The following is a 26,349-nucleotide window of genomic DNA, read 5'->3' on the forward strand; positions in this document are numbered from 1 at the left end:
TAGGAGATCTCTCTATGACAGGCAACTCAGCGCTTATTCTTACGCTCGTCTGCGGACTGGCCGCCGTGGCTTACGGCTTCTGGGCCCGCAGCTGGATTCTTTCCCAGGACGCAGGCAACGCGCGCATGCAGGAAATTGCAGCCGCGATTCAAACCGGCGCCGCCGCCTACCTGGCGCGCCAATACAAAACCATTGCCATCGTCGGCGTCGTGCTGGCCATCCTGATTGGCATCTTTCTCGATGTGCCCAGCGCCATCGGTTTTGTAGTCGGCGCCGTGCTTTCGGGCGCTTGCGGCTTCATCGGCATGAACGTCTCGGTGCGTGCCAACGTGCGCACCGCACAGGCGGCCACCCGCGGCATTGGCCCCGCCCTTGATGTCGCCTTCCGCGGCGGCGCGATCACCGGCATGCTGGTGGTTGGCCTGGGCCTGCTGGGCGTTACGGCCTTCTACTGGTTTCTGGTGGGCAACGGCAACTACACGCCCAGTGCCAACCTGGCCAACCTGCTCAATCCGCTGATCGGTTTTGCCTTTGGCTCCTCGCTGATTTCCATCTTCGCCCGCCTGGGCGGCGGCATTTTCACCAAGGGCGCTGACGTCGGCGCCGACTTGGTGGGCAAGGTCGAGGCCGGCATCCCGGAGGACGATCCGCGCAACCCGGCGGTGATCGCCGACAACGTCGGCGACAACGTGGGCGACTGCGCCGGCATGGCCGCCGACCTGTTTGAAACCTACGCGGTGACGCTGATCGCCACCATGGTGCTGGGCGCCCTGCTCGTCACCAACGCCGGTACCAGCGCGGTGGTTTATCCGCTGGCGCTCGGTGCGGTGTCCATCATCGCGTCCATCATCGGCTGCTTCTTTGTCAAGGCCTCGCCCGGCATGACCAACGTGATGCCGGCGCTGTACAAGGGCCTGGCGGTTGCCGGCGGCCTGTCGCTGATCGCCTTCTACTTTGTGACCACCTGGCTGATGCCCGACAACGCCATCAAGGCAGCAGGCACGCAGATGGCCCTGTTCGGCGCCTGCGCCGTGGGCCTGGTGCTGACCGGCGCGCTGGTCTGGATCACCGAGTACTACACCGGCACGCAGTACGCCCCGGTGCGCCATATTGCGCAAGCCTCCACCACCGGCCACGGCACCAACATCATTGCCGGCCTCGGCGTGTCCATGCGTTCGACCGCCTGGCCCGTGATCTGTGTCTGCATCGCGATCTGGGTCTCGTTCCAGCTGGCCGGCCTGTACGGCATTGCGATTGCCGCGACCTCCATGCTGAGCATGGCCGGCATCGTGGTGGCACTGGACGCCTACGGCCCGATCACCGACAACGCCGGCGGCATTGCCGAAATGGCGGACATGCCACCCGAAGTGCGAGCCGTTACCGACCCGCTGGACGCGGTGGGCAACACCACCAAGGCCGTGACCAAGGGTTACGCCATCGGCTCCGCCGGCCTGGCCGCACTGGTGCTGTTTGCCGACTACACGCACAAACTCGAAGCCTACGGCAAGGCCATCAGCTTTGACCTGAGCGACCCGATGGTGATCATCGGCTTGTTCATCGGCGGGCTGATTCCCTACCTGTTCGGTGCCATGGCCATGGAAGCCGTGGGCCGCGCCGCCGGCGCGGTGGTGGTCGAGGTACGCCGCCAGTTCCGCGAGATCAAGGGCATCATGGAAGGCACGGCCAAGCCCGAATACGGCAAGGCGGTGGACATGCTGACGACGGCCGCCATCAAGGAAATGATGATCCCGTCGCTGCTGCCGGTGGTGGTGCCGATTCTGGTCGGCCTGCTGCTGGGCCCCGCCGCGCTGGGCGGCCTGCTGATGGGCACCATCGTGACCGGCCTGTTCGTGGCAATCTCCATGTGTACCGGCGGCGGTGCCTGGGACAACGCCAAGAAATACATTGAAGACGGCAACCATGGCGGCAAGGGCTCCGAGACCCACAAGGCCGCCGTGACCGGCGACACCGTGGGCGACCCCTACAAGGACACCGCCGGCCCGGCCATCAACCCGCTGATCAAGATCATCAATATCGTGGCGCTGCTGATTGTGCCGCTGATGATGAAGTTCCATGGCGGCAACGCCAATGCAGCGCCGGCCACCCCGGTGGCCGCTCCAGCGGCAGTGAGCGCGCCGGCCGCCCCGGCGGTCACGCCCACCGCGCCCGGCATGCCCGCTCCCGCGCCTACCCAGGCACCGGGTGCCGCGGCCACGCCGACGCCAGCGAAATAAAAGAAAAAAGAAGAAAAAGCCACGCTTTACTTCGGCCCGCTTCGGCGGGCTTTTTTGTGTCTTCAGCGCGGTACGGCCAGCACAGCGCGCACCAGCGCACTGCACGGGCCGGTCAGCGCCTGCAAATCGGCCGTTCGGTTGTTTTCGATGGCCTGCAACACCAATTCGTTGATGCCACCGATGACGGCCATGGCCAGGGTCGCGGTCAGCGCATCGTCCTGCGGCGTTTGCGGATGGCCGGCGTTGACCACCTGGACCACAAAGTCGGCCATTTCCTGGTTCATCTGGCGCCGCACCTGCAGGCCCTCGGGGCCCAGGCTGAGGATGTCGATGAACAGCGTGCGCAGCAGCGCCGGGTTGCCGGCCAGACAGGCCAGGTACGCGCCCATCGCGTGCTCGACCTGGGTCTTCCAGTCGCGGCCGGGGTCAATGGCACCTTTGAGCACCTTGAGCCCGCCATGACTGGCCGCCACATAAAGCGCGATCAGGCAATCCTTCTTGGTGGCAAAACACTCGTAAAACGTGCGTTTGGACACGCCCGCCTCGCGCACGATATCGGCCACCGTCGTGTCGGCGTAACCCTTGAGCGCCACGCTGTGCGCCATGCCTTCGAGCAGGCGCGAACGGTAGGCCCTGGCCGTTTCCATGCTGGCGGCGGAGATGTCCTCGGAATACATGGGTCAGCCATCCTCAATGCAAAGTTAAAACCATGACGGTACTTGACAGTACCACAGCGTCACCCTATAGTTTCCCTTACTGGTACCCGCGGGTACCAAATTATTTCCATGGGAGAAAACATGAGTGAACTGGTTGTACGCCGCCTGCTGATTGACCTTGAGACGCCCCTGCCGAGGCACTGGTGTGCCGGCGATGCATTTCGCACGGCTTTTTTCAACGCACTGTCCATGAGTTTTCCGGTCGGCGAACAGTTCTTCATTGATTCGGTGCGCAACGGCCTGAAAGCCCTGCCGCCTCCCTTGCAGGACCAGTACAAGGCCGAGGTCCAGGGGTTTATCGGGCAGGAGGCCACGCATCGCCGCGTTCACAGCCTCTTCAACAGCCATCTGGAAAAACAGGGCCTGGTCAACGACTGGGCGCCGCGTGCTGAAAAAAACATGCAGCTGCTGGCCGGCACCAACCCGCGCCACGCGCTGGCCATTACTGCGGCCAATGAACACTTCACCGCGATTTTTGCGGAGTGGATGCTGCGCAACCATGACCTGCTTGACGGCTGCGAGCCGCGCCTGAAAACCATGTGGCTGTGGCACAGTGCCGAAGAGTCGGAGCACAAGAACACCGCCTTTGACCTGTATGTCGCGCTCGGTGGTAGCCAGGAATGGCGCATCAAGTGGTTCCGCCGCATCACTTTTGTGTTTTTGACCGACACCCTGCGCCAGACCGTCAACAACCTGTATCACGACGGTACCTTGTGGAAGTGGCGCACCTGGAAAAGCGCCGCCAGCTACCTGTTCGGTCAGCGCGGACTGATCCGCCAGACCTTCAAACCCTGGCGCGAGTATCTGCGTACGGACTTTCACCCCAACCAGCAGAGCAGCGACCTGTCGGCGCGCTGGCTGGCCAGCAACACCAGCGCCTACACCCCCGTCGGGGCATAGTCTCGAGCCGACTGGCTCGGCTGCTATTCATTTCATAGCGTATCCCCCTCCTGAAAAAGGGGCGGCGGCCCGATCCGGCCGGATTTTTTGCGAACCCTGCGTTTTCGCGGAAAATCATATGCATGCAACTCAATTACATCGCCAACGCACCGGTCCGCTCCGCCTCGGGTAAAACCATTCCTGTGATCGACCCGTCCGACGGACAGGTTTTCGAAGACATCCAGCGCAGCAACGCGCAGGACATTGACACGGCGGTTCAGGCGGCGCACGACTGCCTGCACACCGTCTGGCACAAGGTCAGTGCCGCCGAGCGTGGTCGCCTGCTGATGGCGCTGTCGCGCAAGGTGGCCGAACATGCCGAGGAGCTGGCCCTGATCGAGCAGCGCGACTGCGGCAAACCCACCAAGCAGGCCAGGGCTGATGCGGCCGCGCTGGTGCGTTATTTCGAGTTTTACGCCGGCGCCTGCGACAAGCTGCACGGCGAGACCCTGCCCTACCTGGACGGCTACAGCGTGATGACCTGGCGCGAGCCGCACGGCGTGACCGGCCACATCATTCCGTGGAACTACCCGATGCAGATTTTCGGCCGCAGCGTCGGCGGCGCATTGGCCGCCGGCAACGTCTGCGTGGTCAAGCCCGCCGAAGACGCCTGCCTGTCGCTGATCCGCGTGGCGCAGCTCGCCGCCGAGGTCGGTTTTCCGGCCGGTGCCATCAACCTCGTGACCGGTTACGGCCACGAGGTCGGCGACGCCCTGGCCCGCCACAAGGGCATCCACCACATCAGCTTCACCGGCAGCCCGACGGTGGGCACCCTGATCCAGCAGGTGGCGGCCGAGCGCCATTGCCCGGTGACGCTGGAGCTGGGCGGCAAAAGCCCGCAAATCGTTTTTGCCGACGCCGACCTGGAGCAAGCCATTCCGGCGCTCGTCAACGCCATCGTGCAAAACGCCGGCCAGACCTGCTCGGCCGGCTCGCGCCTGCTGGTGGATCAACAGATTTATGAACCGCTGCTGGAGCGCCTGGGCCAGGCCTTCGAGAAGCTGCGCGTCGGTCCCGCCACGATGGACCTGGACGTGGGACCGCTGATCCGCCAGACCCAGCAGCAGCGCGTCTGGGACTTTCTGAGCGATGCGCAGGTCGCCGGCATCCCCATGGTGGCGCAAGGCCAGATCGTCGACGAAGCGCCGGACACCGGCTTTTACCAGGCGCCCACCTTGCTGCGCGACGTGCCGGTGATGCACCGCCTGGCGCAGGAAGAAGTGTTCGGCCCGGTGCTCTGCGCCATGAGTTTCGAGGGCGAGGACCACGCGATCGAACTCGCCAACGCCACGCAGTTCGGCCTGGTGGCCGGCATCTGGACCCGCGACGGCGGCCGCCAGTTCCGCATGGCCAAACGTGTCCAGAGCGGCCAGGTCTTCATCAACAACTACGGCGCCGGCGGCGGCGTGGAGTTGCCCTTCGGCGGCGTCAAGTCGTCGGGTTACGGGCGCGAAAAAGGCTTTGAAGCGCTGTACGGCTTCACCACGCTGAAGACCGTCGCCATCCGGCACGGCTGAACCCGCCCTTCATTTTTCAAGAAAAAACAGGCTGCAGCCCTTTCCATTCGGGCGCTAGCAGCTATAACTTTTATAGCACCCAAGGAAACACCATGCGACTCCAGGACAAATCCATCATCGTCACAGGCTCGGGCGGCGGCATCGGCGAAGGCATTGCCAAACGCCTGGCCGCTGAAGGCGCGAAAGTCATCGTCAACGACATCAACACCGTCCTTGGCGAAAAAGTTGTGGCCGACATCGTGAAAGCCGGCGGCACCGCCTCCTTCTTTGCGGCCGACGTGACCAAAACCGCCGAGGTCAAGGCGCTGGTGGCTGCGGCCGTGCAGCGTTACGGCAAGCTCGACGTGATGGTCAACAACGCTGGCTGGACGCACCGCAACCAGCCCGCGCTGGAAACCACCGAGGAAGAATTCGACCGCTGCTACGCGATCAACGTCAAAAGCATTTACCTCTCGACCATCCACGCCACGCCGGTGTTCCGCGCGCAGGGCAGCGGCAGCTTCATCAACATCGCGTCCACCGCCGGCGTGCGCCCGCGCCCCGGCCTGACCTGGTACAACGGCTCGAAGGGTGCCGTCATCACGACCTCGAAGTCGCTGGCCGCCGAACTCGGCCCGGACAACATCCGCGTGAACTGCATCAACCCGGTGTTCAACCCCGACACCGCGCTGTCCACCCAGTTTGCCGGCGGCACGGTCACCGGCCCCGAAGGCGAAGCGCGCCGCGCCAAATTCCTGTCCAGCATTCCGCTCGGACGTTTTTCGACAGCGCTCGACGTGGCCAACGCCGCGCTCTACCTGGCCAGCGACGAAGCGGCTTTCATCAGCGGTGTGTGTCTCGAGGTGGACGGCGGGCGCTGCGTCTGACCCGTCCATGGCCCGGCAGACAGGTGCTGCCGGTGTTCGGCCGGATCAGCCCTTGATCTGCGCCGTTTTCACGACACTTTCAGCCTTGGGCAGCAGGCGCGGGAAAAAGGACAGCCGCGGCGCGACAAAAGTCGCGGCAAACAGCTCGTTTTTCTTCACCGCCACCCAGCCGACGCCACGCAGTTGCACATCATCGCTCTTGCGGGTGACGGCAAACTCGAAACGCACACCCTTCTCGCCGGCAAACACGGCCGGCTCGACCTTGTTCATCGTGACGATGGATCCGTCAGCGGCATACAGGTTCTCGAACAGGCTGACCAGCTGGTCGGACTGCATGCCGGCCACATAGGTCGGCAAGCGGGCGGCCTTTCCGCCTTGCGGCACGCTGGCACCCGGCGGGCGCTTCATCATTTCCTGGTTGTTGCCAACCGCTGCCCAGAAACGCAGGTGGTCAATCGTCAGGCCTTCCTGGGTCCACACATCAAAGGGTTGCTTGTTGCCCGGCAGGTCCACCTTGTTCCAGGCATCGGTGAGCTTGACGGCCATGCGGTTGTTGATGACCTGGTCACCTTCGACCTTGACGATGGAGGTACACGCAGCGAGCAGCGAGACCAGCAACAGGGCAAGTATTTTTTTCATGGTTTGAGTTCCGCGATGTAGTTTCTGATCAGCCCGGCATCCGGCGCATCGGGCGCCGCCGCCAGGTATTTTTCGAAGGATTGAAAAGCCGAATCGTTGTCGGCTCGCTGCTTGTGCACCAGGCCCAGGGCACGAAATGCTTCGGCTGGCGGGTTCGCCTGCGTGGTTGCCCCCGTCAGGCTCTCCAGCGCATGCTGCTGGTCGTCTTTTCCGGCGCGCAGGCGGTAGACCTCGCCACGCGCATACAACAGCTGCGCATCGGCCTTGTCCTGGTTGATCAGGCGATCAAACAGCACCAGGCTTTCCTCGAACTGGCCGCGCTTGATTTCGTCGTGGATCCAGCCCAGGCGGTGCGGCGCCATGGCCTGCCTGAATTCCGGGCCTCCGGTGTTGCCCGGCATGCTGCCTGCCAGCTTGAGCAGGTCGTCGCGCCGGGTTTCAACCGGCGGATGGGTGGCCATCATGGGGCTTTGCAATCCGACCCTGTCGCCGCCCTTGATCCTGAGCTCTCCCAGCAGGTTGTCCCACACCTGCGCCGCCTGTTTGCCGTCGTACCCGGCGCCCTGCATCAGTCGCATGCCGATGCGGTCGGCGCTGCTTTCCTGTTCGCGTGAAAATGAAAACATGCTGGCCAGCACGCCGAGCTGGCCGATCGCGCCCACCAGGCCGAACAGGCCAACGAACTGGGCAAAGGCCGCCTTGCTCTTGGCGTCGCGCAAGCGCTCCAGCGTGTGCCGCTCCAGGTAGTGACCCAGCTCATGGCCCAGCACAGCCGCGAGCTGCGCTTCGTTTTCCACGCGCAGCAACAGGCCACTCCAGACCTGCATCATGCCGTTGGGCGCCATGCTGGCATTGAACAGCGGCGTGCGCACCAGGTGGATACGAATGTCAGCGCAATGGTCCTGGGTCAGGCGGCAGACCACGTCCTGGACATATTTTCCCAGCGCGGCATCGCGCATCACAAAAGGGCTTCGGCGCAAGCGGGCTTCTTCGCGGTCCATCAGGCCCCAGAGCCCGCCCTCCTCGCTGTCAAGCGCCGGTCGCGTCAAACGCTGCGGCATGGCAGCCAGGCCGGCACTGGGGGTTGCTGCGGCGACCTTGTCCTGGGCAAGCAAAGGCAGGCTGGAGGCCAGCCCGGCAAAACCCAGGCAGTGCCGACAAGCCGAGCGCAGCAGGCCACGTCGGGTGAAGGGCGGCGCCGTCATCTGGCCGCCGGAAATCCCTTGAGCAGGGTTTCAACGGTTTCCTGTGCCGACTCCGGCTCGCGCAGGTCCCCGCTGGCCCGCCGCAAATCGTTGAACCAGACAATGCGCCCGTTGTTCAGGTCCACCAGCGAGGCATAACCGACCTGGGCGCCGCCGGCAATGCCAACGCCGAGCAAGGCCATCATCACGATGGCGGCCTTGCGCTCCGAGCTGGCGTAGCTGTCGCGTATCCAGGTGAAAAGCGCATAGTCTGCCCCCGTCTTGTCCTTGAGCAGCTTCACCGAGTCGCCCATGGACCAGTCCAGCACGCCCGCCTTGGTCGGCAGCTTGGCAACGCCCAGCATGTGATGAAGAAAAACAGACTGCGCCACCGCGCCGTGCAGGGCATTGATTTCGGCCAGTTCATCCAGGTCTTTTTCTTCAAGCTGGACAATGTTCGCGCCCAGCAGTGTCTTGCGGCCGTCGAGCCCGGTCTTGAAGTTTTTGACGGCGGACTCGGTCCAGTCGGCCTTGGGCTCCTGAACGCCCCCGGCACTGATGGAGTAGAGCTCCATGTCGACCGGCAGGATCAGCAGCTTCGATGCTGCCGTCCGTTGGGTGAATCCGGGCGCCAGGTTTCTGGAGTCCTGGGCATGGGCCAGTGCGCCAAGCCCGAGGAAAAAAACAAGCAGCAGGCGAAGCGCTGTGCGGGCCGATGAAGCAATCATGGTTCCCCTCCATTTTTTGTTGCGAAATTATAGGAGAAGCATCTACGTCAACTTTCTACTTACGTCCCCTGGACGTCGATGGTTCCCGCCGTGCCGGGGCAGGCAAGCCGGTTGTTTCAAGGGTCAAAGTCCCGGGAGATACCCTGCCTCAGGGTCTATGGAGTAAATTCTCCCCCAAGGCACCCACATGACCGACAAAATCATTCCCATCGCAGACATCCGCTACGCCGCGCGCGTGCCGCACATCCCTGCGCAGCTGCAGGCGCCCACCGGCCTGCTGGCCGACACGCTGGCCCGGCCCTTGCACGACCTGCGCATCAGCGTGACCGACCGCTGCAACTTCCGCTGCAGCTACTGCATGCCCAGCGAAGTCTTCAACAAGGACTATGCGTTTTTGCCGCAGACTTCGCTGCTCAGTTTTGAAGAGATCACGCGCCTGACGAAAATTTTCGTCGCGCACGGCGTCGAAAAAATCCGGCTGACCGGCGGCGAACCCCTGTTGCGCAAGCACCTGGAAGTGCTGATCGAGATGCTGGCCCGGCTCCAGACGCCGCAGGGCAAGCCGCTGGACATCACCCTGACGACCAACGGCTCGCTGCTGGTCAAAAAGGCCCAGGCCCTGAAGGACGCCGGCCTGCAGCGCGTCACCGTGAGCCTGGACGGGCTGGACGACGCGGTGTTCCGGCGCATGAACGACGTGGATTTTCCGGTCGCCGACGTGCTCAGGGGCATTGAGGTCGCGCACAAGGTTGGCCTGGCGCCCATCAAGGTCAACATGGTGGTCAAACGCGGCACCAACGATGCCGAGATCCTGCCCATGGCCAGGCACTTCCGCAACACGGGCGTGGTGCTGCGCTTTATCGAATACATGGACGTCGGCGCCACCAACGGCTGGCGCATGGACGAGGTGATGCCCTCGGCCGAGGTCATCCAGCGCCTGCAGCAGGAGTTTGCGCTCGACGCCATCGATCCCAACTACCTGGGGGAAACGGCCGAACGCTGGCGTTATGCCGACGGCGGCGGCGAAATCGGCGTGATCAGCAGCGTGACCAAGGCCTTTTGCGGCGACTGCAACCGGGCACGCCTGTCCACGGAGGGCAAGCTGTTTTTATGCCTGTTCGCCCACCAGGGCCACGACCTGCGCGCCCTGCTGCGCGACAGCAACTATTCGGACGAGCAGATCTCTGGCGCCGTCGCCCACATCTGGCAGCGCCGCGACGACCGGTATTCGGAACTGCGCGCCGCGCTGCCGCCGGATGTGGCCGTGCCGGGCGCCGACGGAAACAAGCGCGTTGAGATGAGTTACATAGGCGGCTAGACATGGCCCCCACGTTTGTCACTTCGTGTACTGCACGAGGCCTTGCAGGCCGCGGCTCGCGGGGACGCTTCGCCTCTGTCGCCTGTCCAAACCTGCGCAGGCAGGTTTGGAGCCGCAGGCTCCAGCCCCTCGGGGACGCTGCGCCTGCGGCCCGGCAAAGCCGGTTCCGCGGCCCCGGCTGGCAAGGGATATCCGTGGTTATTGAACTGCTCGCTATGAAGATTGGAACCACATGATTGACACGATAGACGGCGCAGAAATCACCGGCATCATCCTTGCCGGCGGACGCGGCTCACGCATGGGCGGCGCCGACAAGGGCCTGCAAAGCTTCAATGGCGTGCCGCTGGCCCTGCACACCCTGCTGCGGCTGTCGCCGCAGGTCGGCGAGGTGATGGTCAATGCCAACCGCAACCTCGCGGCCTACGAATCGTTTGGCGTGCCGGTCTGGCCCGATGCGGCCGGGCTCGGCGAGTTTTCGGGCCCGCTGGCCGGCTTTCTGACCGGGCTGGAGCGCTGCGAGACGCCCTACCTGGTGACCGTGCCCTGCGACACCCCGCTGTTCAGCGAAGAGCTGGTCGCCCGCCTTGCCGAGGCGATGGTGCGCGAAGATGCCGATATCGCCGTGGTGGCCGCCCCCGAAGAAGACGGCCAGTTGCGCGCGCAGCCGGTCTTCTGCCTGCTGCGCACCCGCCTGCTGGAAAGCCTGATGCTGTTCACCACCAGCGGCGGCCGCAAGATCGATGCGTGGACGGCGCAGCACAAAACCGTGCTCGTGCCCTTCAACCTGCCGGGCGACGACCCGCGCGCTTTCTTCAACGCCAACACGCTGGCCGAGTTGCACCAGCTCGAAGCCCTGCGCCCGTGAAGTCCATCGCCCAGATCGCCGCCGAACTGCAGGGCTACGATCCGCAGGCCCTGTCCGCCGCGGATGTGCTGCGGTTTTTGTCCCGGCTGGTGGAACCGGTGCAGGACGTCGTGGAACTGCCGCTGTTCGAGGCGCTGGGACGCGTGCTGGCGGCAGACGTGGTGTCGCCGTTTGACGTGCCGCCCCACGACAACTCGGCCATGGATGGCTATGCCTTCGCTGGCGCCCAGCTTGCAGCGGGAACGGCACTGCCCCTGAAAGTCGTGGGCACGGCGCTGGCCGGCAAAGCCTGGCAGGGCACGGTCGGGGCCGGCGAGTGCGTGAAGATCATGACCGGTGCCATCATGCCGGCCGGGCTGGACACCGTGGTGCCGCAGGAATTTGCCAGCGTTCAGGGCGACAGCATCACCCTGCCCGCGCAACTGCTGAGCCCCGGCGACAACCGCCGCCTGCGTGGCGAAGACCTCATGCAGGGCCGGCCGGCGCTATCAAAAGGTGAGCTTCTGACACCCGCCCGCCTTGGGCTGGTGGCCTCTTTGGGCTTGAAAACCGTGGCCACCCGGCGGGCCCTGCGCGTGGCCTACTTTTCCACCGGCGATGAAATCCTGTCGCTGGGCGAGGCGCCGCGCGAAGGTGCGGTCTACGACAGCAACCGCTACACGGTGTTCGGCATGCTCAGGCGGCTGGGCTGCGAGGTGATCGACATGGGCGTGGTGCGCGACGACCCGGCCCTGCTGGAAGCGGCCTTCACACGCGCCGCGGCGCAGGCCGATGCCATCATCACTTCCGGCGGTGTCAGTGTCGGCGAGGCCGACTACACCAAGGCCATGATGAAAAAACTCGGCGACGTGGCCTTCTGGAAAATTGCCATGCGCCCCGGGCGGCCCATGGCGGTGGGCCGAATCTCTCAAGCAAAATCAGCCTCCAGCCCAATGGATGCGGGCGCAAGCAGCTCCCAAAACAATAGCAATCCGAATGGCGCCATCCTGTTTGGCCTACCCGGCAACCCGGTCGCGGTGATGGTCACCTTTCTGGCTTTTGTGCGTCCGGCCCTGTTGCAGATGATGGGCAGCACGGCCCCGGCCGCTCCGCTGCTCAGGGCCCGCAGCCTGGAGCCCATGCGCAAGAAACCGGGCCGCACCGAGTACCAGCGCGGCTGGGTGTCCACCGCCGCCGACGGTTCCCTGCAGGTCAAGACGACCGGCAACCAGGGCTCGGGTGTGCTCAGTTCCATGGCCCAGGCCAATGGCCTGATCGTGCTGCACCATGCGCAGGGCAGCGTGGCCGTGGGTGAGGACGTCGACGTGATGATGTTCGAGGGCGCGATCTAATCCGAACGGCGTCAAGCGGGGGACGCGCCATTCGCATCCGGCCCCGGGGCTTGAGAGACCCGCCCTGTCCCTCTTGTCTTTACTGAGCCCGTGCGACCGACTGCAACGCCCGCTTTTCCAGGGTCCACTGGTGCATGGAGCCGTCATACAGCCTGGCCTGCTTGTTACCCAGAACTTCAGACAGCACGAACCAGGTACTGGATGCCAGATTGCCGGTATTGCAGTAGGCAATGACAGGCGCCTGCGGATCAACGCCGCTCATCGTGAAGACATCCCGGTAGGTGTCCCTGGCCAGCACGCGAGTGGCATCGCCACCTTCGGTGGTCAGCAGCTCAAACGACACATTCTTCGCGCCCGGAACGTGACCATAGGCACTGACGCTGCTGCTTTTACTCAACCCCAGGTACATGGACGCATTGCGCGCATCGACCAATTGCGTCGCCTTGGTGTTCATGGCTTTTTCGACGTCTTCGGAGCTGGCCGAGAGTTCGGCCGTACGGTCGGCCCTGGCGGCCCAGTTGCCTTCACTCACCTTGGCCGGCGCAATGCTGACCTCGCGGCCTTCGGCCAGCCAGGCGGCCATGCCGCCGTTCGCGATAGCCACGTTGTCTTCACCGTAGACCTTGAACTGCCAGTACAGGCGCGCGGCGTCGTTGAAGTCCACCGGTTCCATGCCGGCGGCGACGATGACGATGGGCCGGCCGGCCTGCACGCCCCACTGGCGCGCCAGCTTCTCGAAATCGGCGCGCTCGGGAATCATGGCGCTGAGCTTGTTGCCGCCGATCACGCGATTCACACGCACTTTCTTGTTGTCCACCGGCGTGGCATCCGCAATGTGGCCGCCCAGTTCGACCAGGAATTTTTTGCCGGTCTTCTTGTCGGTCTCGAACTGCGGCGCGAGCGTGAAGGATTTCTGGCTCGGACGCACATCGAGCACCGTGACTTCCGCCTTGTTCTTGGCCAGCCACTCGCCATCGACCACCGGGCCGGGAACCTGCAGGGCCCAGCTCCATGGGGCCAGCCCGAGCAGGGCCAGGCCCGCCAGGTAACGAATTTGCGTTTTCATCTTGATCTCCTTCAGTTGTGTTGACTTGAAATCTGGCCTTGCAGCTCGACTGCATCCTGCGGCCAGTCAATGGGAAACGAACTCCATACGGCGATCTGCCGGTCATCCCAGGCAGCCTTTCGGCTGACCTGCTGATGCGCGCAATGCCTGACAAGGCCTTCATCACGGGCCAGCAGCATGTCGTGCAAGGGGGCTGCATAGACCCGCACCATGTCGGCCAGCCAAAGCGCCACCCCGGCCAGCGGGCCGCGCAGACGCAACTGCAGGTCGCTCAGGCCTTGCGCCAGCTGGCGCGCAGCCATCCAGCGCTCGCCGGTGACCCACTGGTTGGTGGCAAACCAGGTCAGGGGCGTGCCACGGGCATCGAGTGACAGTCCGGCCAGATGCGAAAGCTGCCCTTGCGGATCGCGCCGGAACAGGTGAATGTGCCCATGCTCCTGGGGATGACGGGCGCCACCTTCCCGACTGTCGTCATGCGCATGGTAGTAAAACTGCCAGCGCCCGGTGTCATCCATGGCGTCGTTGACAGGGTAGTGCCGCCAGGCTTCAAAGCGCTGGCTACGCCCAATGAAAGGGTGCAGGATGGAACGACCCCGGCGTGCCAGATCCAACTGGCGGACCAAAGCGGACCGGGCCGCTTCCCGCCTGACGTCCCCTGCTCGCATGCCGGCCTGGCTGATTATTTGCTTGTTCCAGCGCAGGGGTTGGCACTGCTCTTCCTGCGGCTGCTGCCAGCGCACGGGTTGGCATCATCCTTGTTGGCACGCCTGCGCTTGGCCGCACACGGGTTGCCGGCGCAGGGGTTGTCCGCCTTGCCTGCGCGCTTTTTGGCGGCACAGGGATTGGCAGCGGCACAGGGCGCGGAAGCCGCCCTGGCAGGCGCGTCGGCCGCCGCCAGTGCAGCCGGAGCCACCGGCACGGTCAGCAGGGTCATGGCCAGGGCCGACACCAGCGAGCCCAGATTGGCGCGAGAACTTTTCATCATCAAACTCCTTGAAAAAAACAATGGCGTGACGTGGGGTCAGGCCGCGCCGCGTTGCCGCGCCCGGCGCTCAAACCAGCCACCGAGAAAAAATACGCCGACCGCAGCAGCCACCAGAACCGCCAGCACCAGCCATTCTGGAACCCCCAGCGCCTCCGGCAGGCGATCGCCCTTGGTCAATTCACCGGCGGTGGTGAGCGGGTCCAGCCATGGAAACAGGCTGGCGAACGCAAACGTGCCGATCAGAATTCCCCCAAAAAACACCAGGGCATCGATCCGGCCCGTCATCACCCCCACCGCCGAGGTGCCCGGGCAATAGCCGCCCACGGCAAAACCCGCGCCGATCAATGCGCCACCTGCAGCAACAGCCCACAGGTAGGGAGCCGGAACATAGATGGAAGCAGCCTCTACCCAGCCAGCCAGCTCGAGCAGGTAAATGCCGACCGCCGCAAAAACAATGGCGGTGAACATGACCTTGAACACGGACCAGTCGGTCAGGCGAAATTGCGCCGTCAGCTTGCAGCCGCTTCCAAAACCGGCACGCTCCAGCACAAACCCAAAACCAAAGCCAAGCAACACGCCCACCAGGGGACCACTTGCGGCCATCAGAGCATTCATTTCACACCTCCACCGGTCAGGCGCGAGACAATCAGACCGGTCACAAAAAATGCACCAAGAAATACAAACCCTGCCACCCCCAGCACAGCCGAGCCGGACAAGCCCAACCCACTGGTGCACCCGGCCGCAATGCGCGCACCGAAACCGGCGAGAATGCCGCCCGCCAGTGCCTTGAACAGGCGTCCGCTTCGTCCCGAAGAACCGGCACCCTCGATCCGCAAGGCCACACGTCCGGCCAGAACCGCGGAAACCAGCGCGCCGATGAACACCCCCAGCATCTGCCATGTGATCCAGGATGACAGCACCGGGCCTCCTTCCAGCATGGGGCCCAGGTAATCGTTGGCCTGCGTCCAGCCAGGCACGACAGCATCGCCCAGCCAAGCGCTCAGCCGCGTCGTGAAACCAGTTGCCCCCAAGCCATGCCCGGTCAGGACAAAAGTCATCAGCAGCACAACCCCGAGTGCCAGCCCTGCGGCCCAGGCCGGCCAGTAGGGCCGCTGGGGGAGTTCACATTCGTTCATGATTTGCATTGATTATTCCTCCTATATTTATTCCTGATTACCGATCTGAGGCGCTGGCTGCACTGTAGCCAAAGCTTGAGAAAGATCAAGTTCAATTGAGCTTCACACGCTCAAACTCATTGCTAATATAAGTGAAAACTGAATAAAGGTGTGAAACCGAACAAAGGTGTGTTGATAATTTCGCCTTGCTGGTGCGGAACACTGTCACGCATGGAGTTCACACCAGCCCAATTCGCTCAGACCGAGCATTGCCTGCCCCTTCAGCGGGGCAACGTCAGCTTGCCGAATCTGAATGTGTTAAACACGCAATCCTGTATGTCACCAAGCATGGGGGCAAGTGGCGTGGATTGCCCAAGCGCTTCGGCTACTGGCACACGATCTATACGCGCATGAGCCGCTGGCCCAAAAGCGGTGTGCTGGACCGGGTGTTCGCAGGGCTACAACAGGCCCATGTCGTGCGCATCAAGATCGAAGCCGTGTCGCGGGACAGCACCATCGTGAAAGTGCATCCGGATGGCACGGGTGCGTTAAAAAAAAGGTCCGCAATCCATTGGCAAGTCCCGAGGCGGCTGGACCACCAAGGTTCATATGGTTGCCGCGGATGCTCGAACGGCCGTGACGTTTGACGTTCTCGCTGTCGCTGGGCCAGGCGCATGATGCGCCGGCAGGATCATGACCCGGGGCTGCGCCAGTCGCCCGCTGATTCTGCCGGCCAATGGCAATGGGTGGGCGGCATCGGCACGGGTCTGATGATTGCAGTGGGCTGGGGCTATACCCACCTCGTGTCGGCCAACTCTCTTCAGGTGGTTCAGGTCCAGGGCCTGACCTTCAGCGGTCCTTCCGCGAAATGGTTGATGCGGGTGCTGTCTTCGCCTGCCCCGGCCATCGGGTTTGACTTTGGTCTGCTGCCCGGCGTATTCCTGGGCTCATTCATCGGCGCCTGGATCGGCAAGGACCTCAAGCTCGAAGGATTCGCCAACGGCGACGGCATGCCGCGCTACATCGCAGGAGCCATTCTCATGGGCTTTGGCTCCATGCTGGCGGGTGGCTGCGCCGTAGGTGCGGGAATCACTGGCGGAGCCATCTTCGCCTTGACGGCCTGACTCGCGTTGGTCGGCATGTGGTCGGGAGCAGGCCTGACGGACCGCCTGCTTGACGGTAAACCGGTCGGGCAACTCATGGCGCGCCCCGCCATGACGGCGCCATGAAGCGACAGCAAGCTGCGCGTGTTTACCCGCAGGCCATGGCATCAAACTTGATGCAGATTTGATTTACCCGCAATTTGCGTCCCCGCGGGCACCTCTTTGGCCTCGGCCTTGTTGGCGCCCGGGATTTTCTTGCGGGCGAACAGCGCGTACATGGTCGGCACCACGAACACGGTGAGCAGCGTGCCCAGCGACATGCCACCCACAATCACCCAGCCGATCTGGATGCGGCTTTCGGCGCCGGCACCGGTGGCCAGCGCCAGCGGCAAGGCACCCAGCACCATGGCGCCGGTGGTCATCAGGATGGGGCGCAGGCGCTGCGCGGACGCCTTGACCAGCGCCTCCAGCATGTCCATGCCCTGCCCGCGCAGCTGGTTCGTGAACTCGACGATCAGGATGCCGTGTTTGGTGATCAGACCGACCAGCGTGATCAGCCCGATCTGCGAATAGACGTTGAGGGAGCCGCCTGACAGCTTGAGCGCCACCAGCGCACCAATCATCGACAGCGGCACCGACAGCATGATCACCAGCGGGTCGATGAAACTTTCAAACTGCGCGGCCAGCACCAGGAAAATGAAGACCAGCGCCAGCACAAACACAATGGCCAAGGCACCCTGGGAATTCCTGAACTCGCGCGAAGTGCCGTTCAGGTCGGTGCTGTAGCCGGGCTTGAGCACCTTGGCCGAGGTCTCGTTCATGAAGGTCAGCGCCTGGCCCAGCGAATAATCGGGGGCCAGGTTGGCCGTGATGGAGGCAGCCCGCCGCTGGCCGAAGTGGTTGAGTTCGCGCGGCGACACCGCCTCGCGCACCGTGACCAGGCTGGACAGCGGAATCATCGCGTCGCTGCGGCCGCGCACATAAATGCCCTCGATGTCTTCCGGCGTGCTGCGGCCGCTGGCCTCGGTCTGCACGATCACGTCGTACTGCTCGGCGTCGCGTTTGTAACGCGTCACGTTGCGCCCGCCCAGCATGGTTTCAATCGCCTTGGCCACCACTTCCACGCTGACGCCCAGGTCGGCGGCCTTGTCGCGGTTGACGTCGATGCGCAACTCGGGCTTGTTCAGGCGCAGGTCCGACACCGGCGACTGGATGCCCGGGTTTTTGGCGACCTCCGCGAGTATCTGCTCCACCACCCGGTCCAGGTTTTCGTAGCTGTCCGAGGTCTGGATCACAAAATTGAGCGGTCGCTCGCGAAAACCCTGACCCAGCGAGGGCGGCGTGATCGGAAACGCAGTGACGCCCGGCAGGCTGGCGAACTTGGGCTGCAGTTCGCGCGCCATCTCCAGCGTGCTGCGCTTGCGCTCATCCCAGTCCACCGTGCGGTAGATGACGCTGGCCTGCGACACGGTGGGGTTGCCGATGCTGGCAAAAATCCGGTCGAACTCCTTGTAGGGCTGGCCCATTTTTTCCAGCGCCTGCGCATAACGGTTGGTGTAGTCCAGCGTGGCGCCGTCGGGCGCATTGATAGTGGCCAGGATGGTGCCCCGGTCTTCCAGCGGCGACAGCTCCTGCTTCATGGTTGGAAAGATCAGCAGGATGGCCAGCGCACTGGCCAGCATGACACCCACCACGATCCAGCGCGCCTGCAGCACCAACGCCCTGACCTTCCCGCCCGCTGCAGCCGGACCGGGCACCGGCTGGTAACGCCGGGTGAGCACCCAGCGCAGCGCACTGGCGTAGCGGTCGGAGACCGCGTTGAGGAAGCGCTCCATGCCGCGATCAAAGACATTCGGTGTCGGGTTGTGTTTGAGCAGCTTGGCGCACAGCATGGGCGTCAGGGTCAGCGCCACAAAGCCCGACACGACCACCGCGCCGGCCAGCGCCAGCGCAAACTCGACAAACAGCCGGCCGGTCCGCCCCGGGGTGAAGGCCAGAGGCGCGTAAACGGCCACCAGCGTCGCCGTCATGGTGATCACGGCAAAACCGATTTCCCGCGCGCCCTTGATGGCCGCCGAAAACGGATCCAGCCCTTCTTCGATGTGGCGGAAAATGTTTTCCAGCATCACGATGGCATCGTCCACCACCAGCCCGATGGCCAGCACCAGCGCCAGCAGGGTCAGGGTATTGATGGTGAAGCCCGCCAACGCCATCAGCGCAAAGGTGCCGATCAGGCTCACCGGGATGGTGATGATGGGAATGATGGACGCGCGGAAGGTGCGCAGGAACACAAAAATCACGAGCGCCACCAGCGCCACCGCTTCGGCAATGGTCTGGTAGACGTTCCTGACCGAACGGTCGATGAACACCGAGTTGTCGTTGGCGATGTCGATGTTGACTTCCGGCGGCAGGTCGGCCTTGAGCTGCGGAATCATGTTGCGCACGCCCTGCGACAGCTCCAGCGGGTTGGCCGTGGCCTGGCGGATCACGCCAGCCCCGATGGCCGCCCGGCCATTGAGACGCACGCCGCTGCGCTCATCGGCGGCCCCTTCCTCGACACGCGCCACATCGCGCACCTTGACCGGGAAGCCGTTGACACTGCGGATCACCACCTCCCCGAACTGCTCGGGACGCACCAGGCCGGTCTCGGACGTCACGCTGAACTCGCGTTGCTGCGATTCAATGCGGCCGGCGGGAACCTCCAGGTTGCTGCGGCGTATGGCGTCCTCGATGTCCTGCGTCGTGAGGCGGTAGGCTGCCATTTTCCGGGGATCGAGCCAGACACGCATCGCGTATTTGCGTTCACCGAAGATGCGCACATCGGCCACGCCGGTCACGGTTTGCAGGCGCGGCTTGACGATGCGGTTGACTAGGTCGTTGATCTGCAGCCGAGTCAGGCTGTCGCTGGTGAAGGCCAGCCAGATCACGGGAAACGCATCGGCCTCGACCTTGGCAATCACCGGCTCCTCAATCGATTGCGGCAACCTGTTGCGCACGCGCGAGGTGCGGTCGCGCACCTCGGCGGCCGCGGCGTCGGCGTCTTTCTCGAGCCGGAACCGCACGGAAATCTGGCTCTGGTCGGCGCGGCTGATCGAGGTCAGCACATCCACCGCGTCGATGCCGGCGATCGAGTCCTCGAGCGGCTTGGTCACCTGAGACTCGATCACCTCGGCCGAGGCACCGGGGTAACGCACGCTGACCGTCACCACCGGCTCATCGATCTTCGGGTACTCGCGCACCGTCAGGCGCTGGAAACTGACCACACCGATCAGCACGATCAGCAGGGACAGCACGGTGGCAAACACCGGGCGGCGTATCGAGACTTCAGCCAGTTGCATCAGAGGGGTCCAGTCAGGGGATGGCTTGGTGCTCAGGCCGGCTTGCGTGTCGCCCGGGCCCGGGCTTCAGGCATGGCTTCGGTCGGAGCCGGTGCCGGAGCACTGCCGCGTGTCGCTCCGGACACCGCAGGCGCGGGACCCGCCTCACGCATGCCTACCAGGCAGGGATTGGCGCCACCCATGGGTTTTTCCGCCAGCGCACTTGCAGCCTCGGGCGCCGCCGCCACCGGCGCGGCGGCAGACGCACCATCGGCCGGCCGTGCGGCAGCGGGCGGGCTCAGATCCACCACCCGCACGGTCATGCCGTCGCGCTGAAGGCGTTGCTGGCCGGTGGTGACCACCATGTCGCCAGACTCCAGCCCACTGGTGATTTCCGCCTGGCCAGGCCACCGGATCCCCACCTGCACCGCCACCCGCCGGGCAATCCAGGTCTGTGCTTCCGGCCCCGGTACGAGCTTGATGACAAACTGCCTGTCCCCCTGCGGCACCAGCGCCTCTTCCGGAATGACCCTGGCGTTGTCCCGCTCGCCGAACACCGCGTTGACACGGGCAAACATGCCGGGGCGCAACTGCAGCTGACGGTTGTCAATGCAGGCCCGCACCGCCACCGAGCGCCCGTTGGCGTCGATCAGCGGATCGATCGCCTGCACCACCGCCGTGTATTTGCGGCCCGGCAGCGCATCCATGTCCACCACGGCGGTCTGGCCGCGCTTGAGCTTGTTCTGAAAGCGCTCGGGCAGGCGGAAGTCGACAAACACGGCGTCGATGTCTTCAATATTGACAATGTCGGCCCCGTCCTTGAGGTAGTCCCCGGGATTGACCAGGCGGATGCCGGCAATGCCGTCGAAGGGTGCGACGATTTTCAGCCTGGCCGCGGTGGCCCTGGCCAGCGACAGCCTGGCCTGCGCCACCTGCAGATTGGCCGCGCTTTCATCGAGGGAGCGCTGGCTGACAAAGTTCTGCGCGACCAGTTCCTGGTTGCGCTTCTGGTTGGCCTGGGCGATCGACAACTCGGCCTGGCTTTGCTGCACCTGCGCCAGCGGCAACTGGTCGTCAAACTGCACCAGCACCTGCCCCTTGCGCACGCGCTGGCCGTCGGTGAAATTGAGCTGGGTGATGCGGCCGCTGACCTCGGGGCGGAGCACCACGCTGCGGCGTGAACGCAGGCTGCCGACGGCCTGGGCGTCATCCACGAGTTTCACGACTTTCACCCTGGCGGCTTCAACCGTCGGTCGCGCCCCGGCTGCCGGCTGAGACGGCCCCGCCGACGCAGCCTTGGCCGGGCCGCTGGCCTTGTTCTGGTACCACCATGCGGCACCGGACAGGCCGGCAATGCCGAGCACCGCGACGACAGAATAAATTGCTTTTGAGGCCATGGGGGAACGGTTGATTGAGGTCAAAACTTTGACAATGGATCAATGTAACAGCAGGTTGCGCCACCTGCGTCACCGGGGTGAAATCCCGAGCAAAATCGGGGCCAGATTTACGCCGGCTTTACATTGACACCGCCAACCGCCGCCGCCGGCAGGGTCAGCCCCTGGACAGCGCCAGAACCACACCCTTGTTGGCCAGGGCATCGGCGCGTTCGTTGCCCGGATCGCCGGCATGGCCCTTGACCCAGCGCCACTCGATGGTGTGGCCGCTGCTGCTGATCAGGTTGTCGAGTTTTTGCCAGAGATCGATGTTTTTCACCGGCTGTTTGGCGGCGGTGCGCCAGCCGCGTGCTTTCCAGCCGCTGATCCATTCGGTGATGCCCTTGCGCACGTATTCACTGTCCAGGTACAGCGTGACGCGGCAGGGACGCTTGAGCGCGGCCAGCGCTTCGATGACCGCCGTCATCTCCATACGGTTGTTGGTCGTGCCCATCTCGCCGCCAAACAGCTCCTTGACCGTGTCACCGCTGGTCAGCATCGCGCCCCAGCCGCCGGGGCCAGGGTTGCCCTTGCAGGCGCCGTCGGTATAAATCACCACATGTTGTGCTGTGGTTGGCGGAAGATCGGTCATGCGTTCGGGAAGTCCATGGTTGTTGTTCTGGGAAAAGAGGAAGTGCTCAAAAGGATTCCGGGCGGCGCACCTGGTTGGCAATGACCACCGGGGCCTGGGCGGTGGCCTTCTGCGTTTTCCAGTTGGGTTCGAGCAGGCGCATGCCGCGCACGCGCTTGACGGCGACCAGGAAATACATCGCACCGAAAATCGGCCACCAGCGTTCGCCGGCCTTGTCCATCCAGGCAAAACGCTCCAGCGATGCGAGCCGGCTCACGGCGGGCCGGTAGCAGCCGAACCGGCCGGACTCGACCTCAAAACTGAGCAGGCGCAGCCAGTCGCGCAGGCGCCAGTAGCCAATGAACTCGCCGGCTTCGGGCAAAAAAAGTTCGCCGTAACCGAGGCGCCGGTAAAAGTGCGCACGCCGCTGGCGCAGGCCCCACAGGCTGGCCGGGTTCAGGCCGCTGATCACCACGCGTCCCTCGGGCACCAGCACACGTTCGACTTCGCGCAAGGTGGCATGGGGGTCGCTGCTGAGTTCCAGCGTGTGCGGCAACAGCACCAGGTCCAGGCTGTTCTCGGGAAAGGGCAAGGCGGCCGGATGGGTCAGCAGGGCCACACGCGGGGAACTTGCCGCAGTTGCGGGGATCGGACTGCCGTCACTGCTTCCGCTGGGTCCGGCAAGAAGTTCTGACTCGGTGCCCTGCAGTGCCAGCCATTTGTGCGGCATGCGGTTGCTGCGCAGCGCGTCGAGTTCGGGCAGGCCCAGTTGCAACGCGTGGTAGCCAAACATGTCGGCCACGGCCTCGTCGAATCGCTCACGCTCCCACGCCAGCAAATACTCGCCGGGCGGGGTTTTGAACCAGTTTGTGAAACCTATAATTTGAGAGCCCATCGAGACCGCTGCATGTACCTGATTCCCATCCCTGCTTTTGACGACAACTACCTCTGGCTGCTGCACGACGGCCGGCGCGCAGTCGTGGTCGATCCGGGCGACGCGCAGCCGGTGCTTTGCATGTTGCAGGACAGGCAACTGCAATTAGAGTCGATTTTAGTCACGCACCACCACCCCGATCACACCGGGGGCGTCGATGCGCTGCGCGAGGCCACCGGCGCGAAGGTGTTCGGCCCGGCCCGCGAGCGCATCCCCCCGCCCTTCACCCCCCTCCAGGACGGCGACACGGTGCGGGCACTGGACCTTGATTTCCACGTGATCGACGTGCCGGGCCACACCGCCGGCCATATTGCGTTTTACTGTCCCCTTGTGGACGGACGACCCCTGCTGTTTTGCGGCGACACGCTGTTTTCCGGCGGTTGCGGCCGTCTTTTCGAGGGCACACCGGCGCAGATGCTGGCTTCGCTGGACCGTCTCGCCGCCCTCCCCGGCGACACCCGCGTCTGCTGCACGCATGAATACACGATGGGCAATCTGCGTTTTGCGCTGGCGGTGGAACCTGACAACCGCGAGCTGATTGGTTACCATGCACGCTGTGCTGCTTTGAGAGACGACGGTGAGCCCACCTTGCCTACCTCGATTGCCCAGGAGTTGCTGATCAACCCCTTTTTGCGTACCCGACAGGCCACGGTCATGGCTGCCGCCCGGCGCTTTGATCCGGCGGCGCATGACGACAACACCGTATTTGCCGCCATCAGGCAGTGGAAGAACCAATTCAAATGACCGAGCCGCAGCCAGCGTTTTTCAAACCCTCCCCCGTTTCCCCGGCTTCTTTCCCGGCTTTCCCTGACCGTCTTGCACGGCTGCTTTCCCCCCTCAGAACCTTCGCCGTCTCCCTCGCCGTGGTCGTGCTCGCCGGCTGTGCCAGCAGCAACAGCAAGCTCGGCATGCCCGGCGATCCGGTCCTGAGCACCTCCCCATCTTCGACCCAGCCGGTCTACCCCAACGGCCCCCTGTCGCCCATCCATTCGGCGCAGACCCCCTCCAGCGCCGTGGCCAGCCTGCAGCCGCCGGCCGATTTGTGGGAGCGCATCCGCCGCGGCTTCGCCATGCCCAACCTCGAAAGCGAGCTGGTGACCGACCGCGAGCAGTGGTATGCCAGCCGGCCGGACTACATCCAGCGCATGACGGAGCGCTCGAGCAAATACCTGTTCCACATCGTCGAAGAGCTTGAGCGCCGCAACATGCCGACCGAGCTTGCGCTGCTGCCCTATATTGAAAGCGCCTTCAATCCACAGGCCGTCTCCAGCGCCAAGGCCGCCGGCATGTGGCAGTTCATGCCGGCCACCGGCAAGTACTTCGACCTGAAACAGAACGCCTTCCGCGACGACCGCCGCGATGTGTTGGCCTCGACGCGTGCCGCGCTCGACTACCTGCAGAAACTTCACGGCATGTTTGGCGACTGGCATCTGGCACTGGCCGCCTACAACTGGGGCGAAGGCAGTGTGGGCCGCGCCATCGCCAGAAACAAGAAGGATGGCCTGGGCACCGGCTACCTGGACCTGCGCATGCCCGATGAGACGCGCCTGTATGTGCCCAAGCTCCAGGCGGTCAAGAACATCGTGGCCAACCCGCAGAACTTCCGCGCCGAGCTGCCACTGATTGAAAACCATCCCTACTTCCAGCAGGTCCAGATCACCCGTGACATTGATGTGGCGCTGGCTGCCAAGCTGGCCGACGTGGAAATCAGCAACTTCAAGGCCCTCAACCCATCGGCCCATCGCCCCGTGATTCTGGCAGCCGGTATGCCCCACATCCTGCTACCCTGGGACAATGCCAAGATCTTCCAGCGCAATTTCGAGGCCTACTCCCAGGGGCAATACGCCAGCTGGACGGCCTGGACCGCCCCCGCGACGCTGAGCGTCAGCGACGCCGCCAGGCGCGTCGGCATGAGCGAGACCGACCTGCGCGGTGTCAACAACATTCCACCACGCATGCTGATCAAGGGGGGGTCGACCCTGATGGTGTCACGCAGCGCCAAAATGGACAACGACGTGACCAGCCATGTCGCCGACACCGCGCAGATGACGCTGGCGCCGGAAATCGTCACGCGCAGGAGCACCGTCAAGGCGCGCAAGGGCGAAACCGTGGCCAGCATTGCCAGGCGCTACGGCCTGAGCGCGGAGGCCGTTGCCGATTGGAACAAGGTCGGTACTTCAGCGGCTTTCAAGCTCGGGCACCAGGTGGTGGTGTTCCTGCCGGTCAAGGCCGTCAGTGCGGCCAGGCCCAAGGCGGGCAAGGCCGGGGTCCAGGCGGTCAGGCGTGCGCCGGGCAAAACGGTGATCAAGACCAAAAAGCGCTAGGAGCGCTCGGGAAATGGCGCCATGATCCACTTCCGCCTGTGCCTGCAGCCATTGGCCAAGTAGCCCCTCGGATCACACGCGCCATGGCCGTCAGCAAGCCCGGAACGCCAGTCAAGCCCAGCGCGGTCTTTCGCTTTTTTTTCGGCATCGGACTGCTGGCCGTCGCCATCGGCATGACGCTGCTGGTGATGTCCCTGAAGGAACGGGCCTTGCTACCTGCGGGAGCAGCGGCCCTGCTGCTCGGAGTCGTCCTGGTGGGCAGTTATCTGACCGACCGGCTCCATGCGGAAGTGTATGTGGACCCGCTGGCGTTCGAGCCGCCCTGGAGCAAGCTGGCAAGGGGCGCGGGGCCGCCACGGCTGCCCGCTCCCGGCAAGCTTGCCGTCGCCCCCGGCACGGCCTTTGCCCTCGACAAGCTGATTGATTTCCCCGCCGCCGCAACAGCCGGCAGACCCGCCCCATCAACGCAGCCAGCCCGCAGCGTGCCAGCGCCGGCGCCTGTGGCGCAGCCCTCATGGACGCCGGCCCTGTTTGACCAGGTGTCGGCGCAGCAGTTTGACGCGGTGTGTGAAGCGCTGTTTGCGCAGGGCGGCTTTGAGATCCGGGGCCAGTCGCATGGCACCGCCGGCGGCGTGACCTTATGGCTTTACTCGCGCCATGCGCAACAGGGCAAGGACAGCCCGGCGGCAGTGGCCTGGTGCAAGCAGTGGTCGGGCCAGCCGGTCGGCGTGCGCGAGCTGCACCCCCTGCTCGATCTGATGCGCTCGCGCCAGCTCAAGCGCGGCACCTGCGCGACGTCGTCGGTCTGCAGCGAGAATGCGCGCAAGTTTGCGAAGGACAACGGCATCAACCTGCTGGACCGCACCGGTCTGCTGACGCTGATTGCCGGACGTACCCCGGTCCAGCAACAGGCCCTGCTGGCGCTGGCGCTGGGTAAACGCTGAAGAGCCGAAGCGCCTTCTGCCGCGCAGACTCCTAGAGCTTGAGCGAACCGGTGCCGAACAGACCGAGCAGGCCAATGATGATCAGGTAAATCGCAACGATGAAGTTGAGCAGGCGCGGCATGATCAGAATCAGGATGCCTGCAACCAGGGAGACGACGGGGCCGATGCTGAGATGGAGATTCATGGGGGATTCCTTGCGGGAGTGAATGGATGCCGCCAG

At 64.2% G+C, this 26,349-nt stretch carries 25 protein-coding genes and 1 pseudogene; 12 read left to right on the plus strand and 14 right to left on the minus strand.

The window, feature by feature from the left end; genetic code table 11:
* Positions 1-14: 14 nt before the first annotated feature.
* Positions 15-2,234, plus strand: a complete 2,220-nt coding sequence (locus B7G52_RS01835; RefSeq protein WP_096695793.1) for a sodium-translocating pyrophosphatase — start codon at positions 15-17, stop codon at positions 2,232-2,234.
* Positions 2,235-2,296: 62 nt separating this feature from the next.
* Here B7G52_RS01835 and B7G52_RS01840 read toward each other — a convergent pair whose 3' ends face one another.
* Positions 2,297-2,911 (minus strand): TetR/AcrR family transcriptional regulator, encoded by a 615-nt coding sequence (locus B7G52_RS01840; protein ID WP_205853013.1) that lies wholly within the window; start codon positions 2,909-2,911, stop codon positions 2,297-2,299.
* Positions 2,912-3,031: 120 nt separating this feature from the next.
* Between B7G52_RS01840 and B7G52_RS01845 the strand changes: the two genes are divergently transcribed.
* The 3 genes from B7G52_RS01845 to B7G52_RS01855 all read left to right on the plus strand — a co-directional run bounded on the left by B7G52_RS01845 (position 3,032) and on the right by B7G52_RS01855 (position 6,272).
* Positions 3,032-3,850 carry a metal-dependent hydrolase gene (locus B7G52_RS01845; RefSeq protein WP_096695795.1) on the plus strand — a complete coding sequence of 273 codons (819 nt, stop codon included), beginning with the start codon at positions 3,032-3,034 and terminating at the stop codon, positions 3,848-3,850.
* 122 nt (positions 3,851-3,972) lie between these two features.
* Positions 3,973-5,406 (plus strand): aldehyde dehydrogenase family protein, encoded by a 1,434-nt coding sequence (locus B7G52_RS01850; RefSeq protein ID WP_096695797.1) that lies wholly within the window; start codon positions 3,973-3,975, stop codon positions 5,404-5,406.
* A 92-nt stretch (positions 5,407-5,498) separates the two neighbouring features.
* A complete protein-coding gene (locus B7G52_RS01855; RefSeq protein ID WP_096695799.1) occupies positions 5,499-6,272 on the plus strand; it encodes an SDR family oxidoreductase in 774 nt (257 codons plus the stop codon).
* A 45-nt stretch (positions 6,273-6,317) separates the two neighbouring features.
* Here the strand turns inward: B7G52_RS01855 and B7G52_RS01860 are convergent, their stop codons facing one another.
* Genes B7G52_RS01860 through B7G52_RS01870 form a run of 3 tightly spaced genes read right to left on the minus strand, consistent with a single transcriptional unit; the run spans position 6,318 to position 8,823 of the window.
* The gene (locus B7G52_RS01860; RefSeq protein WP_096695801.1) at positions 6,318-6,911 is read right to left on the minus strand and encodes a hypothetical protein; all 594 of its coding nucleotides are present in this window, start codon (positions 6,909-6,911) and stop codon (positions 6,318-6,320) included.
* Positions 6,908-8,116 carry a M48 family metallopeptidase gene (locus B7G52_RS01865; protein ID WP_205853014.1) on the minus strand — a complete coding sequence of 403 codons (1,209 nt, stop codon included), beginning with the start codon at positions 8,114-8,116 and terminating at the stop codon, positions 6,908-6,910. Before B7G52_RS01865 ends, B7G52_RS01860 begins: the two co-directional genes overlap by 4 nt.
* Entirely contained in the window at positions 8,113-8,823 is a 711-nt protein-coding gene (locus tag B7G52_RS01870) for a hypothetical protein (RefSeq protein ID WP_096695803.1), read from the minus strand. Before B7G52_RS01870 ends, B7G52_RS01865 begins: the two co-directional genes overlap by 4 nt.
* A 187-nt stretch (positions 8,824-9,010) precedes the next feature.
* On the opposite strand from B7G52_RS01870, the gene moaA reads away from it, so the two are divergent.
* The 3 genes from moaA to glp all read left to right on the plus strand — a co-directional run bounded on the left by moaA (position 9,011) and on the right by glp (position 12,337).
* Complete coding sequence (moaA, locus tag B7G52_RS01875; protein ID WP_096695804.1) at positions 9,011-10,141, plus strand: GTP 3',8-cyclase MoaA; 1,131 nt, start codon at positions 9,011-9,013, stop codon at positions 10,139-10,141.
* Positions 10,142-10,373: 232 nt separating this feature from the next.
* Positions 10,374-11,006: a molybdenum cofactor guanylyltransferase MobA gene (mobA, locus tag B7G52_RS01880; RefSeq protein WP_096695805.1), complete on the plus strand. Its 633-nt coding sequence runs from the start codon at positions 10,374-10,376 to the stop codon at positions 11,004-11,006.
* Entirely contained in the window at positions 11,003-12,337 is a 1,335-nt protein-coding gene (gene glp / locus B7G52_RS01885; protein ID WP_096695806.1) for a gephyrin-like molybdotransferase Glp, read from the plus strand. The genes mobA and glp overlap by 4 nt, the downstream gene beginning before the upstream one ends.
* Before the next feature lie 79 nt (positions 12,338-12,416).
* On the opposite strand, the gene B7G52_RS01890 is transcribed toward glp, so the two are convergent.
* The 5 genes from B7G52_RS01890 to B7G52_RS01910 are packed head-to-tail and all read right to left on the minus strand — an operon-like array spanning position 12,417 to position 15,533.
* A complete protein-coding gene (locus B7G52_RS01890) occupies positions 12,417-13,403 on the minus strand; it encodes a sulfurtransferase (RefSeq protein ID WP_096695808.1) in 987 nt (328 codons plus the stop codon).
* Positions 13,404-13,414: 11 nt separating this feature from the next.
* A complete protein-coding gene (locus B7G52_RS01895; RefSeq protein WP_371328986.1) occupies positions 13,415-14,068 on the minus strand; it encodes a hypothetical protein in 654 nt (217 codons plus the stop codon).
* A gap of 14 nt (positions 14,069-14,082) precedes the next feature.
* Complete coding sequence (locus tag B7G52_RS01900) at positions 14,083-14,388, minus strand: hypothetical protein (RefSeq protein WP_096695812.1); 306 nt, start codon at positions 14,386-14,388, stop codon at positions 14,083-14,085.
* A gap of 36 nt (positions 14,389-14,424) precedes the next feature.
* The gene (locus B7G52_RS01905; protein ID WP_205853015.1) at positions 14,425-15,003 is read right to left on the minus strand and encodes a YeeE/YedE thiosulfate transporter family protein; all 579 of its coding nucleotides are present in this window, start codon (positions 15,001-15,003) and stop codon (positions 14,425-14,427) included.
* Complete coding sequence (locus tag B7G52_RS01910; RefSeq protein ID WP_240523285.1) at positions 15,000-15,533, minus strand: YeeE/YedE thiosulfate transporter family protein; 534 nt, start codon at positions 15,531-15,533, stop codon at positions 15,000-15,002. The genes B7G52_RS01905 and B7G52_RS01910 overlap by 4 nt, the downstream gene beginning before the upstream one ends.
* A gap of 201 nt (positions 15,534-15,734) precedes the next feature.
* Here B7G52_RS01910 and B7G52_RS01915 point away from each other — a divergent pair.
* Positions 15,735-16,194 (plus strand): annotated as a pseudogene (locus B7G52_RS01915) (IS5 family transposase); the annotation flags it as partial.
* Complete coding sequence (locus B7G52_RS01920) at positions 16,181-16,627, plus strand: YeeE/YedE thiosulfate transporter family protein (protein ID WP_256387711.1); 447 nt, start codon at positions 16,181-16,183, stop codon at positions 16,625-16,627. The pseudogene B7G52_RS01915 and the gene B7G52_RS01920, both read left to right, overlap by 14 nt.
* 146 nt (positions 16,628-16,773) lie before the next feature.
* Here the strand turns inward: B7G52_RS01920 and B7G52_RS01925 are convergent, their stop codons facing one another.
* The 4 genes from B7G52_RS01925 to B7G52_RS01940 form a co-directional block, all read right to left on the minus strand.
* Entirely contained in the window at positions 16,774-19,944 is a 3,171-nt protein-coding gene (locus B7G52_RS01925; protein WP_096695818.1) for an efflux RND transporter permease subunit, read from the minus strand.
* A 32-nt stretch (positions 19,945-19,976) separates the two neighbouring features.
* A complete protein-coding gene (locus B7G52_RS01930; protein WP_096695820.1) occupies positions 19,977-21,320 on the minus strand; it encodes an efflux RND transporter periplasmic adaptor subunit in 1,344 nt (447 codons plus the stop codon).
* A 154-nt stretch (positions 21,321-21,474) separates the two neighbouring features.
* A complete protein-coding gene (rnhA, locus tag B7G52_RS01935) occupies positions 21,475-21,948 on the minus strand; it encodes a ribonuclease HI (protein ID WP_096695822.1) in 474 nt (157 codons plus the stop codon).
* Between the two features lie 46 nt (positions 21,949-21,994).
* On the minus strand, positions 21,995-22,822 hold the full coding sequence (locus B7G52_RS01940; protein ID WP_096695824.1) for a class I SAM-dependent methyltransferase: 828 nt from the start codon (positions 22,820-22,822) through the stop codon (positions 21,995-21,997).
* Between the two features lie 12 nt (positions 22,823-22,834).
* Between B7G52_RS01940 and gloB the strand changes: the two genes are divergently transcribed.
* From gloB to B7G52_RS01955, 3 genes are all read left to right on the plus strand, one after another.
* Positions 22,835-23,605 carry a hydroxyacylglutathione hydrolase gene (gloB, locus tag B7G52_RS01945; RefSeq protein WP_096695825.1) on the plus strand — a complete coding sequence of 257 codons (771 nt, stop codon included), beginning with the start codon at positions 22,835-22,837 and terminating at the stop codon, positions 23,603-23,605.
* A 164-nt stretch (positions 23,606-23,769) separates the two neighbouring features.
* Positions 23,770-25,185, plus strand: coding sequence for a transglycosylase SLT domain-containing protein (locus tag B7G52_RS01950; RefSeq protein WP_240523286.1), 1,416 nt, complete (start codon positions 23,770-23,772; stop codon positions 25,183-25,185).
* An 83-nt stretch (positions 25,186-25,268) separates the two neighbouring features.
* Positions 25,269-26,129 (plus strand): restriction endonuclease, encoded by an 861-nt coding sequence (locus B7G52_RS01955; RefSeq protein ID WP_096695827.1) that lies wholly within the window; start codon positions 25,269-25,271, stop codon positions 26,127-26,129.
* Positions 26,130-26,160: 31 nt separating this feature from the next.
* Here B7G52_RS01955 and B7G52_RS01960 read toward each other — a convergent pair whose 3' ends face one another.
* Positions 26,161-26,313 carry a DUF3096 domain-containing protein gene (locus tag B7G52_RS01960; protein ID WP_096662638.1) on the minus strand — a complete coding sequence of 51 codons (153 nt, stop codon included), beginning with the start codon at positions 26,311-26,313 and terminating at the stop codon, positions 26,161-26,163.
* Positions 26,314-26,349: the final 36 nt, after the last annotated feature.

Origin of the sequence: Polaromonas sp. AER18D-145, from assembly GCF_002379095.1 — a bacterium.
In the GTDB taxonomy this organism is placed as follows: domain Bacteria; phylum Pseudomonadota; class Gammaproteobacteria; order Burkholderiales; family Burkholderiaceae_C; genus Polaromonas.